The sequence below is a fragment of the Sphingomonas sp. 4RDLI-65 genome, from assembly GCF_049472435.1.
GTDB lineage: Bacteria > Pseudomonadota > Alphaproteobacteria > Sphingomonadales > Sphingomonadaceae > Sphingomonas.
Genome location: NZ_JBCEBT010000005.1, coordinates 134376 through 148117, shown reverse-complemented (window position 1 = coordinate 148117; position 13742 = coordinate 134376). Strand labels below are relative to the sequence as shown.

At 66.5% G+C, this 13742-nt stretch carries 12 protein-coding genes; 7 read left to right on the top strand and 5 right to left on the bottom strand.

Features of this window, described 5'->3' with window-relative positions; all coding sequences use genetic code 11:
* Positions 1–80: 80 nt before the first annotated feature.
* Both VH567_RS13050 and VH567_RS13045 read left to right on the top strand, forming a co-directional pair.
* On the top strand, positions 81–1199 hold the full coding sequence (locus tag VH567_RS13050) for an alpha/beta hydrolase (protein WP_423326692.1): 1119 nt from the start codon (positions 81–83) through the stop codon (positions 1197–1199).
* A gap of 170 nt (positions 1200–1369) precedes the next feature.
* On the top strand, positions 1370–3400 hold the full coding sequence (locus VH567_RS13045; RefSeq protein ID WP_423326691.1) for an L-dopachrome tautomerase-related protein: 2031 nt from the start codon (positions 1370–1372) through the stop codon (positions 3398–3400).
* Between the two features lie 80 nt (positions 3401–3480).
* Here the strand turns inward: VH567_RS13045 and VH567_RS13040 are convergent, their stop codons facing one another.
* Entirely contained in the window at positions 3481–4251 is a 771-nt protein-coding gene (locus VH567_RS13040; RefSeq protein ID WP_423326690.1) for a glutaminyl-peptide cyclotransferase, read from the bottom strand.
* Between the two features lie 33 nt (positions 4252–4284).
* Positions 4285–5151 carry a cold-shock protein gene (locus tag VH567_RS13035; RefSeq protein ID WP_132734722.1) on the bottom strand — a complete coding sequence of 289 codons (867 nt, stop codon included), beginning with the start codon at positions 5149–5151 and terminating at the stop codon, positions 4285–4287.
* Between the two features lie 304 nt (positions 5152–5455).
* On the opposite strand from VH567_RS13035, the gene VH567_RS13030 reads away from it, so the two are divergent.
* From VH567_RS13030 to rpoN, 5 genes are all read left to right on the top strand, one after another.
* On the top strand, positions 5456–6076 hold the full coding sequence (locus VH567_RS13030; RefSeq protein WP_332797695.1) for a ribonuclease D: 621 nt from the start codon (positions 5456–5458) through the stop codon (positions 6074–6076).
* Positions 6076–6729, top strand: a complete 654-nt coding sequence (lptC, locus tag VH567_RS13025; RefSeq protein ID WP_423326797.1) for an LPS export ABC transporter periplasmic protein LptC — start codon at positions 6076–6078, stop codon at positions 6727–6729. The genes VH567_RS13030 and lptC overlap by 1 nt, the downstream gene beginning before the upstream one ends.
* Before the next feature lie 5 nt (positions 6730–6734).
* Positions 6735–7283: an LptA/OstA family protein gene (locus tag VH567_RS13020; protein WP_423326689.1), complete on the top strand. Its 549-nt coding sequence runs from the start codon at positions 6735–6737 to the stop codon at positions 7281–7283.
* A 128-nt stretch (positions 7284–7411) separates the two neighbouring features.
* Entirely contained in the window at positions 7412–8194 is a 783-nt protein-coding gene (gene lptB / locus VH567_RS13015; protein ID WP_056474335.1) for an LPS export ABC transporter ATP-binding protein, read from the top strand.
* 156 nt (positions 8195–8350) lie between these two features.
* Positions 8351–9850 carry an RNA polymerase factor sigma-54 gene (rpoN, locus tag VH567_RS13010; protein WP_423326688.1) on the top strand — a complete coding sequence of 500 codons (1500 nt, stop codon included), beginning with the start codon at positions 8351–8353 and terminating at the stop codon, positions 9848–9850.
* A gap of 149 nt (positions 9851–9999) precedes the next feature.
* Here rpoN and VH567_RS13005 read toward each other — a convergent pair whose 3' ends face one another.
* The 3 genes from VH567_RS13005 to VH567_RS12995 form a co-directional block, all read right to left on the bottom strand.
* Positions 10000–11640 carry a S10 family peptidase gene (locus VH567_RS13005; protein WP_423326687.1) on the bottom strand — a complete coding sequence of 547 codons (1641 nt, stop codon included), beginning with the start codon at positions 11638–11640 and terminating at the stop codon, positions 10000–10002.
* 62 nt (positions 11641–11702) lie between these two features.
* A complete protein-coding gene (locus tag VH567_RS13000) occupies positions 11703–12701 on the bottom strand; it encodes a ligase-associated DNA damage response exonuclease (RefSeq protein ID WP_423326796.1) in 999 nt (332 codons plus the stop codon).
* Positions 12702–13089: 388 nt separating this feature from the next.
* Positions 13090–13695: a hypothetical protein gene (locus tag VH567_RS12995; protein WP_423326686.1), complete on the bottom strand. Its 606-nt coding sequence runs from the start codon at positions 13693–13695 to the stop codon at positions 13090–13092.
* Between the last annotated feature and the right edge of the window lie 47 nt (positions 13696–13742).

The window sequence follows — 13742 nt, the reverse complement described above, 5'->3', positions numbered from 1 at the left end:
GTTAGGGCATATAGGGAACGGAAACCCGGCGCTGAGGTTCTAGCCGCGAGTGGGGGCACTCGAAACAGGAATTCCGTTCTATGACCAGCCGTTCGTCGCGCGCATCGTTGATGGCGCTCGCCGCCGCCGCACTCGTCACCACATCGGGCATGGCGCTGGCGCAGTCGGCCCGCTCGGCCGATGCCGCCCCGCCACCGCCCCCGGCGATGACCGCGACGCAGCCTGCCAAGGCGGCGCCCGACATGCAGGTCGTACTCGACCAGCTCGCGGCCCTGGGCGGCAAGCCGATCGAGACGCTGACGCCAGCGGTCGCGCGGATGCAGCCTTCGCCCGCCGATGCCGCCAAGCAGGTCATGATCAAGCACGGTCTGGCGGGAACGCCCGACGCAACCGTGACGACGCGCGACATGCCGTACGGCAGCGACGCGCAGCAGTTCGCCCGTATCTACAAGCCGGCAGCGCTGGCCAATGCGAAAAACCTGCCGGTGGTCGTGTATTATCACGGTGGCGGCTGGGTGATCGCGACGGTTGACACCTATGACGCCGCCCCGCGCCTGCTCGCCAAACAGCTTGGTGCGATCGTCGTCTCGGTCGAATATCGCCATGCGCCCGAATTCAAGTTCCCGGCGCAGCACGAAGACGCCGCCGCCGCGTATCGCTGGACGTTGCAGAACGCCGCCGCCTGGGGTGGCGATCCACGCAAGATCGCAGTCGTCGGCGAGAGTGCCGGTGGCAATCTGGCCGTCGCCACCGCGATCTACGCGCGCGACAACAGACTGACCAAGCCGCGGCACATCGTCTCGATCTATCCGATCGCTAACAGTAGCATCACGCTGCCATCGCGCATGGATTCGGCGAATGCGGCGCCCCTCAATGCCGCGATGCTGAAATGGTTCGGTCATTATTACCAGAGCACGCCCGCCGATGTGCAGGATCCGCGGTTGAACCTGGTCAAGGCGAACCTGCGTGGTCTGCCGCCGACGACGATCATCAACGCGCAGATCGATCCGCTCCGCTCGGACGGCGAGACGCTGGCGCGCGCGATGCGGTCCGCCGGAGACAAGGTCGAGCAGCGGACCTTCCCGGGCGTGACGCACGAGTTCTTCGGCATGGGCATGATCGTGCGCGGCGCACAGGACGCGAACACCCTGGCCATCACGCGCTTGAAGATGGCGTTCGCAGCCGCGCCGAAGCGCTGATCGGGAGCAACTGAGCGATCCGCCGCCGCAAGGGGGTGGATCGTGAAGCTGACAAGGGCCGGGGTCGCAATGCGGCGCCGGCCTTCGTCTTAAGTGGTTGATCTGACGCAGCTCCCTGAACCTTTCACGGTATCGCAGGTTAACCTCTCCGTCCCCACGGAGCCGAATCCATGCCTGAAATCACCGTTGGCGATCTCATCGTCAGTTATATCGACCAAGGCGATCCGGGCGCACGACCCGTCCTGCTGATCCACGGCTGGCCCGACGATTCGTCCACCTGGGATGCGGTCGTGCCCAAGCTCAACGCCGCCGGCCTGCGGACGATCGTGCCGACATTGCGCGGGTTCGGCGCGACGAGGTTCGTCGACGACGCCGCGCCCCGCACCGGCAACAGCGCGATTCTGGCGATGGACATGATCGGATTGATGGATGCACTCGGCATCGAGCGGTTCATGGTCGCCGGGCACGATTGGGGCTCGAACACCGCCGAGGCGATGGCGGTCGGCTGGCCAGACCGCGTCGAGCGGATGGCGATGCTGGCAACGCCGCCCCGGCTCGGTGGCATGCCGACGCCACCGTTCGAGCAGGCGCAGCGCCAATGGTATCACTGGTTCATGGCGACCGAGCGCGGGGCGCAGGCAGTGCGCGACGATCACAAGGGCTTTGCACGCATCCACTGGCAGAACTGGTCGCCGCCGGGCTGGTTCGACGAAGCAATTTTCGACCGTGTCGCCCGGTCGTTCGAGAACCCCGCCTGGGCCGACGTCACGCTCCACAGTTACCGCGCGCGCTGGGACGAAGCTGACCCCGATCCGCGCAGCCAGTGGCTCGAGGACAAGGTCAAGACGACCCGCACGCTGTCGCTGCCAACGCTCTACGTCCAGGGCGCGGTCGACGGCGTGAACCCACCCTCCGCCGGCAAGGCCGTGCCCGGCAAGTTCACCGGCCCGTTCGCATTCGTCGAACTCGCCGGTGTCGGGCACTTCCCTCAGCGCGAAAACCCCGACGCAGTCGCGCGCCATCTCGTCCAGCTGTTCACCGGCGATCCTGCCGACCTATCCGATAAAACCGACCGGAGCCTCTTAATGTCGAAGACCAAGCCCTTTCTCGCCGGCGCCGCCGCGATTGCTGTCGTCGCGGCCGCGGCGATCGGTGTCGCCAACGCGCAGACTGCTGCAAGCCCACTGACCCAGGTCGCGCAGTTCGATCACCAGGCGACCGGCGTCGCCGTCACCGCCGATGGCCGCCGCTTCGTCAATTTCCCGCGCTGGACCGACGATGCGCCGATTTCGGTCGCCGAGGTGATGAAGGACGGCTCGCTAAAGGCCTATCCCGACGCGAAGTGGAACAGCTGGCGTAACGCGCGCGCCAACGAACTCCCGGTCGGCGACTATTTCGTCTGCGTGCAGTCGATCGTGCCCGACGGCCACGGCAACCTCTGGGTGCTCGATCCCGGCGCGCCCGGCAACGAGAAGATCCTCGAAGGCGCACCCAAGCTGGTCAAGGTCGATTTGGCCACCAACCGCGTGACCAAGGTCATCAAGGTGCCGCTCGATGTCGCGTTGCAGGGCACCTACCTCAACGACATCCGCTTCTCGCCCGACGGCAAGACCGGATACATCACCGATTCGGGCACGCGCGGCGCGATCATCGTCATCGACCTGGAGAGCGGCAAAGGCTTCCGCGCGCTCGACGGGCATGGCTCGACACAGATCGACAAGACCGTGACGGTCACGACCGACGGCAAGCCGCTCGTCCGCCCCGACAATCGCCAGCCCGCTTTTGCCGCGGACGGCATCGCGATCTCGAACGACGGCAAGACGCTCTATTACCAGGCGCTGACCGGCAAGACGCTGTATTCGATCGATACCGCGCTGTTGCGCGTCGGCGTCAGCGAAGCGACCCGCGCGGCGGGCGTGAAGACGGTCGCGCAGACGCACGTCGCCGATGGCCTGTGGATGAGCAAGGCAGGCGTGCTCTATATCTCGTCGCCGACCGACAATGGCATCACGCGGCTGGTCGGCGATCATGTCGAGCCGGTGCTGACCGACCCGCGCCTGCGCTGGCCCGACACGTTTTCGGAAGGGCCGGATGGCCGGATCTATGTGACGGCCAGCCATATACAGGACACCAACTGGTTCAAGCCTGGTGCGCCGGCGTCGATCAAGACCGAACTATTCTCGTTCGCGCCGAAAAAATGAGCGTGGCCTGACGGTGCGACAGGGGCGATCGAGGAGCGTGGCCGCTGTCCTCGATCGATCCCTCGGCAGATGGGCAGGCCTTACGGCGCGGCTGCGGCGATCTTTATCTCGAACAGCGTCGGCCAGTATTTACCGGTCACGAACAACCGGTCGGCCTTCGCGTTCCAGGCAATGCCGTTGAGCACCGCCTCGCGGTCGGTCGCGGCGATTTCAGCGACCAGCGGGCGGAGGTCGATCACCGCGGTAACCTTGCCGGTCTTGGGATCGATCCGAACCAGGAAACCGGTGTGCCAGACGTTCGCCAACAGCACGCCGTGGACATATTCCAGCTCGTTGATGTCGCGTAAGGGGCGCCCGTCGATCGTCACTGCGATGCGCTTCCGCTCGGCCAGCGTCAGCGGATCGCGGAAGATGATGTCGGCGCTACCATCGGACTGAAGCAGCGACACGCCGTCGCTCGTCAGGCCCCAGCCCTCGCCGGTGTAGCGGTTTTCGCCCTTGGGCTTCAACGTGCGGATGTCCCAGCGGTGGGCAATGCCGTCGTGCCAGGTGAGGCTGACCAGTTCGTCCTTCCACAGCGCGAGGCCTTCGCCGAACTGCGCGGGGTCGATACGCGCCTTCGCCAGGATCTTGCCTTCCTTGAGCGACACGCGGCGGACGTCGGATTGGCGTTCCTGGCCGGTGCTCTCGTAGAGCGCGCCGTCGTGCCAGAGCAGACCCTCGGTGAACGCGGTGCGGTCGTGCGGGTAGCGCGCGACGATCGTTGCCGACAGTACCGGCACGTCGGTTTGCGCAGGCGCTCCAGAAACGAGAACGGCCGGCCCCGCCAAAGCGAGACCGGCCGCAATCATTATCCTACCGAACACGGTACGATCAGCCAGCTATCAGCCGCCTGCGCTCAGGTTCACCGCTGCGTACTTGCCGCGACGATCGACCTCGAGCTCGAACTCGAGCTTGTCGCCCTCGTTCAGCGTCGCCATGCCGGCGCGCTCAACGGCCGAGATGTGGACGAATGCGTCAGGCTGTCCGTCGTCGCGCTGGATGAAGCCGAAGCCCTTCATCGCGTTAAAGAACTTGACCGTACCGGTCGCCTTCTCGCCGGTGAGCTGACGCTGTGCGCCACCTGCACCACCGTCACGGTCGCGATCGCCACCACGGGGCGCGCCCGGGCCGGCATCACGGTCACGCGGCGGGCCGCGATCGGTGACGGCCATCGGCTCGCCGTCGATCTTCAGGTCGGTTGCCGAGATACGGCCACCGCGGTCGACGAGCGTGAAGCCGAGCGGCTGACCCTCGGCGAGCGCGACCATCCCGGCCTGCTCGACTGCGCTGATGTGGACGAACACGTCCTCGCCGCCGTCATCGCGAACGACGAAGCCGAAGCCCTTCTGCGCGTTGAAGAACTTTACGACGCCGGTGCCTTCGCCGACGACCTGGGGAGGCATGCCGCGACCACCGCCGCCGCCGCCGCCGCCCGAGAAGCCGCCGCCACCGCCGCCGCCGCGGTAACCACCGCCGCCGCCGCCGCTGCCGCCACCGAAGCTGCTGCCGCCACCGTAGCTGCTGCCACCGCCGCCACCGTAGCTCGAGCCACCGCCGCCGCCATAGCTGCTACCGCCGCCGCCGAACCGATCGCCGCCACCGCCAAAGCTACTGCCGCCGCCGAACTCGTTGTCGCCGCCGCCGAAGCTGTCGCGCTTGTCGCGGCCACGCCCGCCACGGTTCCCGCGGCCACCTTTATCGAAACCCATAAGCTCTGTTCGTCTTCCCGGTTCGCCCGCAAATTTCTCAAAACCCTTGTGCCGGACGACGAACGCGGGTTTTCCAGCGCGAAACCTTTTGCGCCTTGAGGAGACCCTTAGCGCAAATTACAAGCCGTCGCGAATAGATTCTTGTCCTACGTCGCGCGATTTGGATCGATACTGACGCAAGTGTCGCTTGTAAGCCACGACTCGTCGCAGGCGCGCCAAGCAGGCCATCTTATCGCCCGATTCGACACCGCTGCGTATGACTGGGCCATTGAGCGTTCAGCCGCGGACCGCTACGGCCACCGTCATGACAGTTCATCTCCACGAAGGCGACATCCCCGCCGATCTGTTCGCGGCCGGCGCCGCGATCGCCGTCGATACCGAGACGATGGGTCTCATCACCCCGCGCGATCGGCTGTGCCTGGTCCAGTTGTCGGATGGCGGCCCCGACGAGCACCTCGTCCGCTTCGCCGCGGGTGCCGGCTATGACGCACCCAATCTGAAGGCGCTGCTGGCCGATCCGGCGCGCGTGAAGCTCTACCATTTCGGACGGTTCGATATCGCCGCGGTCCAGCATTATCTCGGCGTCGTCGCGGCGCCTGTGTATTGTACCAAGATCGCCTCGCGGCTGGTGCGCACCTACACCGATCGCCACGGCCTGAAGGAACTGGTTCGCGAACTGCTCGGCCAGGATATCTCGAAGCAGCAGCAATCGTCCGACTGGGGCAGCCCCGAGCTGTCCGACGCGCAGAAGGATTACGCGGCGTCCGACGTGCGCTTTCTCCACCGGTTGCGGACCGAGCTCGACAAGCGCCTGATTCGCGAAGGCCGGATGGAGCTGGCACAGGCGTGCTTCGACTTCCTGCCGACCCGCGCCGCACTCGATCTCGCCGGCTGGCCCGAAATCGACATTTTCGCGCACGCTTGATGGACGTTCCGCCGCCCTCACCTGTCGCCCGTCGCGCACGCACCGCGCGGCAGGACTGGGCCGCGCCCGGTGGCAGCCACGATCGATTCGTCGCGATCGCGCGCGTCGCGCTGCCGACCGCGATCGGCGTGCTGGCGGCGTTCCTGGTGATGGCGCCGTTGACCGCGGGCGGCGACGTGTCGTTCCTGCTCGACAAGAACAAGGTCGACGTCGCGCAGGAGCGGATGAAGATCCAGGCCGCGCGCTATCGCGGCGAGGACAGCAAGGGCCAGGCGTTCACGCTCGATGCGAAGTCGGCGATCCAGAAAAGCTCGGCCGAACCGATCGTCCAGCTCAACCAGCTCGCCGCGCAGATCCAGCTGACCGACGGCCCCGCCAACATCAAGGCGAACAACGGTCGCTACGACATGGACACCGAGAAGGTGCAGCTGTTCGGCCCGCTCAACGCCACTGCGGCGGGCGGCTACGACCTGAAGACGACCAACGCGACGATCGACATGAAGGCGCGCACGCTCGAAAGCGGCGGTGCTGCGACCGGCACCGTCCAGCAGGGAACGTTCAGCGCGAACAAGCTGCGCGCGAACCTCGAAGAGCGGACCGTGACGCTCGATGGCAATGCGCGCTTGCGGATCATCCCCAGAGGGCCGAAATAACCGCCATGCGCGCCACTCACTTATTAGCAGCTCTGTCTGCCGTCCTGCTCTCCACGACCGCGGTCGCGCAGCAGTCGCACAATTCCAACGCCCCGATCGATTTCGGCGCGGATCATATCGAGCTGCAGGACAAGGCGAACCGCGCCATCCTGTCGGGCAACGTCGCGGTCAAGCAGGCCGAGATGACGCTGAACTCGGCGCGGATGACGGTCGCCTATACCGGCCAGGTGATCGGCGGAAACCCGCAGGTCTCGCGGCTCGACGCGTCGGGCGGCGTGATCGTCAAGCGCCCCGACCAGACCGCCCGCAGTCAGTACGCGATCTACGACCTCAATCGCCGCGTCATCACGATGCTCGGCGCGGTCACGCTGACGCAGGCGGGCAACACCGTGAACGGCGGGCGCCTGACGATGAACCTCGACACCGGGCGCTCGGTGATCGACGGATCGTCGGTCGCCGGGGGCAGCGCCGCGGGATCGGCCGCGAGCGGTGGCACCGTAACGCAGACCGGCGGCCGCGTGACCGGCACCTTCTCGGTCCCCAAGCGCAACTGACGCGCGAGCGTACCGCAGGGGCTTCCCTCCGGCGGCGCGCTCATGCATGTTTCCTGCCAAACCCCAGAGGTTCGGCGACACCATCACGCCGAGCGTTCGGCGACTGACTTTTGCGAGGGCCTGATCCCATGGACGCCACCACGCTGCCCCCGATCGAAGCGGTCGAGCCGATTTCCGAGCCGCCGGTGAGCAATGGGCTCCAGGTCGTCTCGATCGCCAAGTCCTACGACAAGCGCGTCGTGCTGACCGACGTGTCGGTGTCGGTCGGGCGCGGCGAAGTGGTCGGGCTGCTCGGACCGAACGGCGCGGGCAAGACGACCTGCTTCTATTCGGTGATGGGGCTGGTGAAGCCCGATTCTGGCCGGATTATGCTCGACGGCGAGGACATCACGAAGCTGCCGATGTACCGGCGCGCGATCCTCGGCCTGGGCTATCTGCCGCAGGAAACGTCGATCTTCCGCGGGCTGACGATCGAGAAGAACATCCTGACCGTGCTGGAGTTGTCCGAGCCCGACAAGGCGGCGCGCCAGCGGAAGCTCGACACGCTGCTCGAGGAGTTCGGCCTGACGCGGCTCCGTGCGGCTCCGGCAATGGCGCTGTCGGGCGGCGAGCGGCGTCGTGCGGAAATCGCCCGTGCGCTGGCCGCGGATCCGTCGATCATGCTGCTCGACGAGCCGTTTGCGGGGATTGATCCGATCTCGATCGCCGACATCCGCGATCTGGTGAAGGATCTGAAGCGCCGCGATATCGGCGTGCTGATCACCGACCACAATGTCCGCGAGACGCTCGAGATCGTCGACCGCGCGTACATCATCTATGACGGCCGCGTGCTGTTCTCGGGCTCGCCGGAGGAACTGGTCGCCGACGCGAACGTGCGACGGTTGTATCTCGGCGAAGGCTTCTCGCTTTAAGCTTATGCCGCCCCCCCTCCCAGCCCCCACCCCCACCCGTCATCCCAGCGAAAGCTGGGATCTCCCGGTGAGGGCGCGCGCTCTGATCGTGGGAGACCCCAGCTTCCGCTGGGGTGACGGAATTGGGTTGTCGAACTCGTTATGGGTGGCTCCCGCATGAGCCTCGCCCCTCGCCTGGACATCCGCCAGTCGCAGTCGCTGGTGATGACCCCGCAGCTCCAGCAGGCGATCAAGCTGCTGGCGCTGTCGAACCTGGAGATCGAGGGGTTCATCGCCGAAGAGGTCGAGCGCAACCCCTTGCTCGAAGCCAGCGCCGCCGAAGACAGTGACGCCCCCGACCGCGAACCCGCCCCAGAAGTCCGCGACGAACGCGTCGCCGCCGACGAACTCGTTTCCGGCACCGGCGCAGGCGACGAACCGACGCTCGACGTCGACTACGCCACCGAAAGTCACCAGCAGGACAGCGTCGCCGACGGCGGCAGCGGGATGGACGGCGCGCTCTCGATGACCGGCGCGAGCGCGGGCGGCGTCGGTGGCGAGGACGGCCCCGATCTCGACGCGTTCGCCGACACCAGCCTCAGCCTCGCGGATCACCTGCTCGCGCAAGCCGGGCCCGCGGTCCCGCACGAAGACGCGTTCATCGCTGCGCATCTGATCGACCAGATCGACGAGGCGGGCTACCTGACCGTATCGCTGCTCGACATCGCTAACCGGCTCGGCGTGCCGCTGGTTCGCGTCGAGGGCGTGCTGGCGACGATCCAGACGTTCGACCCGACCGGGGTGGGCGCGCGCGATCTTGCCGAATGCCTAGCGTTGCAGGCGCTCGAGGCGGACCGCTACGATCCGTGCATGGCGCGGTTGATCGACAATCTGGACCTGCTCGCGCGTGGCGAACTGACGCGTCTGAAGCGGATGTGCGACGTCGACGACGAGGACATGGCCGACATGATCCGCGAACTGCGGGGGTATGATCCGAAGCCGGGGTGTCGCTATGGCGGCGAGCCGTCGCAGTCGGTGACGCCCGACCTGTTCGTGGCGCGGACGAAAGCCGGCTGGGCGATCGAGATCAACGCCTCCACCCTGCCGCGCGTGCTGGTCAACCGCAGTTATTATACCGAACTCTCGGGCGGGCAGCAGGACAAGGTGTCGAAGGCGTGGCTGTCGGACTGCCTTGCCAGCGCGAACTGGCTGGTGAAAGCCTTGGACCAGCGCCAGCGGACGATCATCAAGGTCGCGACCGAGATCGTGAAGCAGCAGGAGGCGTTCTTCTTGAAAGGCGTCGCGCACTTGCGGCCCTTGACGCTGCGCCAGGTGGCGGACGCGATCGAGATGCACGAATCTACCGTCAGCCGCGTGACGAGCAACAAATACGTCTCGTGCGCGCGCGGGCTGTACGAGCTGAAATACTTCTTCACGAGCGCGATCCAGTCCGCGGACGGCGGCGAGGCGGTGTCGGCACAGGCGGTGAAATCCGCGATCCGAGCGCTGATCGACACCGAGGGCGCGAAGATCCTGTCGGATGATACATTGGTCGAATTGCTCAACGGCAAGGGCTTCGACATCGCGCGGCGGACGGTGGCGAAGTACCGCGAGGCGCTGGGGATCGGCAGCTCGGTGCAACGCCGCCGGGCGAAGGCGCTGGAAGGGGCTCGGTAGGCTGTCGGCTTGCGTGCGGATGACCACGTGCGCCAACCACTCCGTTACCCCGGACTTGTTCCGGGGCCCACGGTTCCGCGATCTCATGTCTCTCGATTGTGCGGAACGGTGGATGCCGGAACGAGCCCGGCATGACGGAGCGTGTTGGGTTAGTTCGGCACCTGCCCCGAACCCTCCGCACCCGAAACACTCGCGCCACCCGGCGGCGTCGCGCTCCGCGCCTCGCCGACCGCCTGATCATACCAGCGCGCCAGATCCGCCTTCATCTGGTGCAGCGCCTCGGGGTTCAGATACGTCATGTGCCCCGCGGGATAATAGCGAAACGCCAAATTCCGCTGCCGTGACGGGTCGAGCATCATGTGCCCCAGATCGTTCTCCGTCCCGAAGAACGGCGTCGCCATGTCGTAATAGCCGTTCATCGACAGCACGTTGAGATACGGATTCTCGCGCATCGCCGCGGCCAGGTCGACCGCGGTGTTGGGGTTGTTCTGCGACTGGCCGCCACGACCCGGCGCGTCGTGCTTCCAGTTCCACGTCCAGCCCGGCGCATCGCGCGCGCTGAGGCGGTAGGGCATCTCGGTCTTGTAACCGAGCGTGTGCGTCACATAGTCGTTGAACGTCGCGATGAACGCGCCGGCGATCGCGGTGTCCGACGCGTCGGTCTCGGGCCGCTCGCCCGCCGCATCGCTGTCGATGCCGGTATAGCGCGAATCGAACCGGCCGAGCGTCAGCCGCTGGTCGCGCAACAATTCCTTCTGGAAGCGGGCGAGGTCGATGCGGAGATTGGCGCGCTTGATGAAGTCGGGCGAGATCCCGATCAACTGGCTCATCCGGGTGGCGACCGTGTCGCGCTCCGCGTCCGAGATCGTCTGCCCCTTCGACAGCGCTGCCGCATACGGCCCGGTCGCGAACGCGCGGGCCTCGGCGACCGTCGTGGCGACGTCGGCGGGACGGTTCTGCAGGCGGTTATGGTACCAGGCACTCGCCGCATAGCTCGGCAGATAGTTGAGGTAGATCTCGTCGAGCCCCGGCTGGCGGTAGCCATAGTTCATGATCGACGACAGCAGCACGACGCCGTTCAGTGCCATCCCGCGATCCTGCAACTGGTAGGCGAGCGCGCCCGATCGGGTGGTGCCATAGCTCTCGCCGAACAGGAATTTCGGACTGTTCCAGCGGCCGTATTTGGTGGCGTAGCGCAGGATGCCCTTGGCGAACGCGTCGGCATCCTCGTCGACGCCGTAGAAGGCGGACGGTTTCGTGTCGCCGAGCGGCCGCGAATAGCCGGTGCCGACCGCGTCGATGAACACCATGTCGGTCTTGTCGAGCAACGTGTCGGGGTTGGGGCCGAAGTCGTACGGCGCGGGCTTGATGTATTCGGGGTTGGCGGTGCGCAGGCGGACCGGCGCGAACGAGCCCATGTGAAGCCAGAAACTGGGGGACCCCGGCCCGCCATTGTAGAAGAACGTCACCGGCCGCTTGGTCCCGGGCTTCACCCCGTCGAGCGTGTAGCCGGTGTAGAACAGGCTGGCGGTCGGCTTGCCCTCGGTATCGCGCAGCGTCAGCGTGCCGACGGTCGCGGTATAGCCGAGCGACTTGCCGCCGACCGTGACGCGGCCCTTCGACTTGACCTCCTGCTCGGCGACCGGTGCGTTGGCGTAATCCGCCTCCGCCTCGGCCTTCATCCGATCGGCGTTGCTCTCCGACTTGTCCTTCTTCGGCGCGTCCTGCGCGATGGCGGTGGTCGATAGCGCTAGCAGTAACAGAGCGGCGAACTTGGTCGAACGGGCCACGGATCATCCTTGCGACAGGGGCAATGTCCTATCCTGCCGCAGCCTCTGTAAAGCGCAAGGCCTCAGTCGTCCTCGTCCTCGAACCCGACCAGCGCCAGCGCGCGCGCCTTGATCTGGCGGGTCATGCACCAATGGACCAGCGCGTCCTCCCGGCCGTGTGTCACCCACACCTCCTGCGGCGCGATCTCGGTCAGCGTCGTGATCAGTTCGTCCCAGTCGGCATGATCGCTCAGGATCAGCGGCAGCTCGACGTTCTTCTGCCGCGCACGACCCCTCACCCGCATCCAGCCGCTCGCCATCGCGGTGATCGGATCGGGCAGCCGCCGCGACCAGCGATCGTTGAGCGCGCCCGGTGGACACATCACGACATGCCCCGCCATGTCCGCCTTCTTCGCATCGGCGACGGGGAGCAATTCGCCAAGCCGCACGCCGTGCTCGGCATACAGGTCGCACAGCTTTTGCAGCGCGCCGTGAATGTAGATCGGTGCCTCGTGACCACGCTCGCGCAGTTCGGCGATCACGCGCTGCGCCTTGCCGAGCGCATAGGCGCCGACGACGACGCAGCGATCGGGGTTGGCGTGCAGCGCGGCGATCAGCTTGTCGATCTCGTCGCCGGTGTCGGGGTGGCGGAACACCGGCAGGCCGAACGTGGCCTCGGTGATGAAGACATCGCATTTGACGGGTTCGAACGGCGTGCACGTCGGGTCTGCGCGGCGCTTGTAATCACCCGAGACAACGATCCGCTCGCCGCGATAATCGAGTACGATCTGCGCGGAACCAAGCACGTGGCCGGCGGGGACGAAGCCAATATCCACCTCGCCCATCCGGATCGTCTCGCCATACGCGACCGGGTTGCCGGCTTGCGGACCATAGCGCGCGTCCATGATCGCGAGCGTTTCCGGCGTGGCCCAGACCGCCTCGTGGCCACCGCGCGCGTGATCGGCATGGCCGTGCGTGACGAGCGCCTTGGCGGTCGGGATTGACGGGTCGATCCACGCGTCGATCGGCTTGACGAGGATGCCGTGCGGATGCGGTTCGAGCCAGTCGCCGAGTTTTGCCATGCGGGGATAACGCGTGACGAAGGCGTGCGGTGCCGTAACACTCGGCGCGGGCGTGGTGCCATGAACGATGGCCTCCGTCATGCCGGGCTTGTTCCGGCATCCACGGTTCCGCACGTTCGAGAGGGGTGAGTTCGCGGAACGGTGGACCCCGGAACGGGTCCGGAGTGACGGAGTGTTGTGGGTCGGTAATTCCCCCGTCCAGGACGAGTTAAAGTCGGCGTCGCGGGCTCGTGTTTGCGGCAACGAACGATCCTCCCCCGCTAGGAGGGAGGTGTCGCCGAAGGTGACGGAGGGGGCGGACACGGAACAGACGTATCGCCTCCCTCCCCCTCCGTCTGGCAAGTGCCAGCCACCTCCCCCTGGCGGGGGAGGATCGTAAGTCCTTGCTTTATCGCCGTCCGCCGACCTTGATCGTCGCGAGGATCGCGTCCATCCGCGCTGCGGCCACCGCCTGGGTCGGCGCGTTGCGGCTCGCGGGGTTCGCTGCCCGTACCGCGTAGGTGACGCGGTCGATCGCGTAGCAGGCGCCGTTGATGACGCTGCGGAAGTTGGTTGCGTTGACCTGCTGGCTCATGCCCGCATCGCCGTTCGTATAGACCGTCCAGCGGTGGCCGCCGAGCATCCGGTTCGGCAGGCGCTTCGCATGCCCCGAGACCAGCCCTGCGGTGCCGCAGGTCGCGACCACGGCTGCGCTCCGGCTGAAGCCGACCTGGATCATCTCGGTTACCTGGCCCTGGCCGTCGGTCGGCTTGGCGACCTCCCAGAAGCGGACGATGCCGACGCCGCGCCCGACCGGGGCGCCGTCCCACATCTGTCGCCAGCCGCTGTTCATCAGCGGCCGGCCTGCGAAATTGCGCGTCGGCGTCAGGCTGGAGGCATAGGACAGGCGGACCATGCCGCCCCCGCCGACGAACGACTTGTTGGCGGCAGTGGCATTGGCGAACGGCAGGAGTGCGAGCAACGGCAGGGGCAGGAGATAACGAAAAAGCGACACCGATCGTCTTTCACAACAGAGCTTTAGCCAAAGTGGCGGTCGTTCCG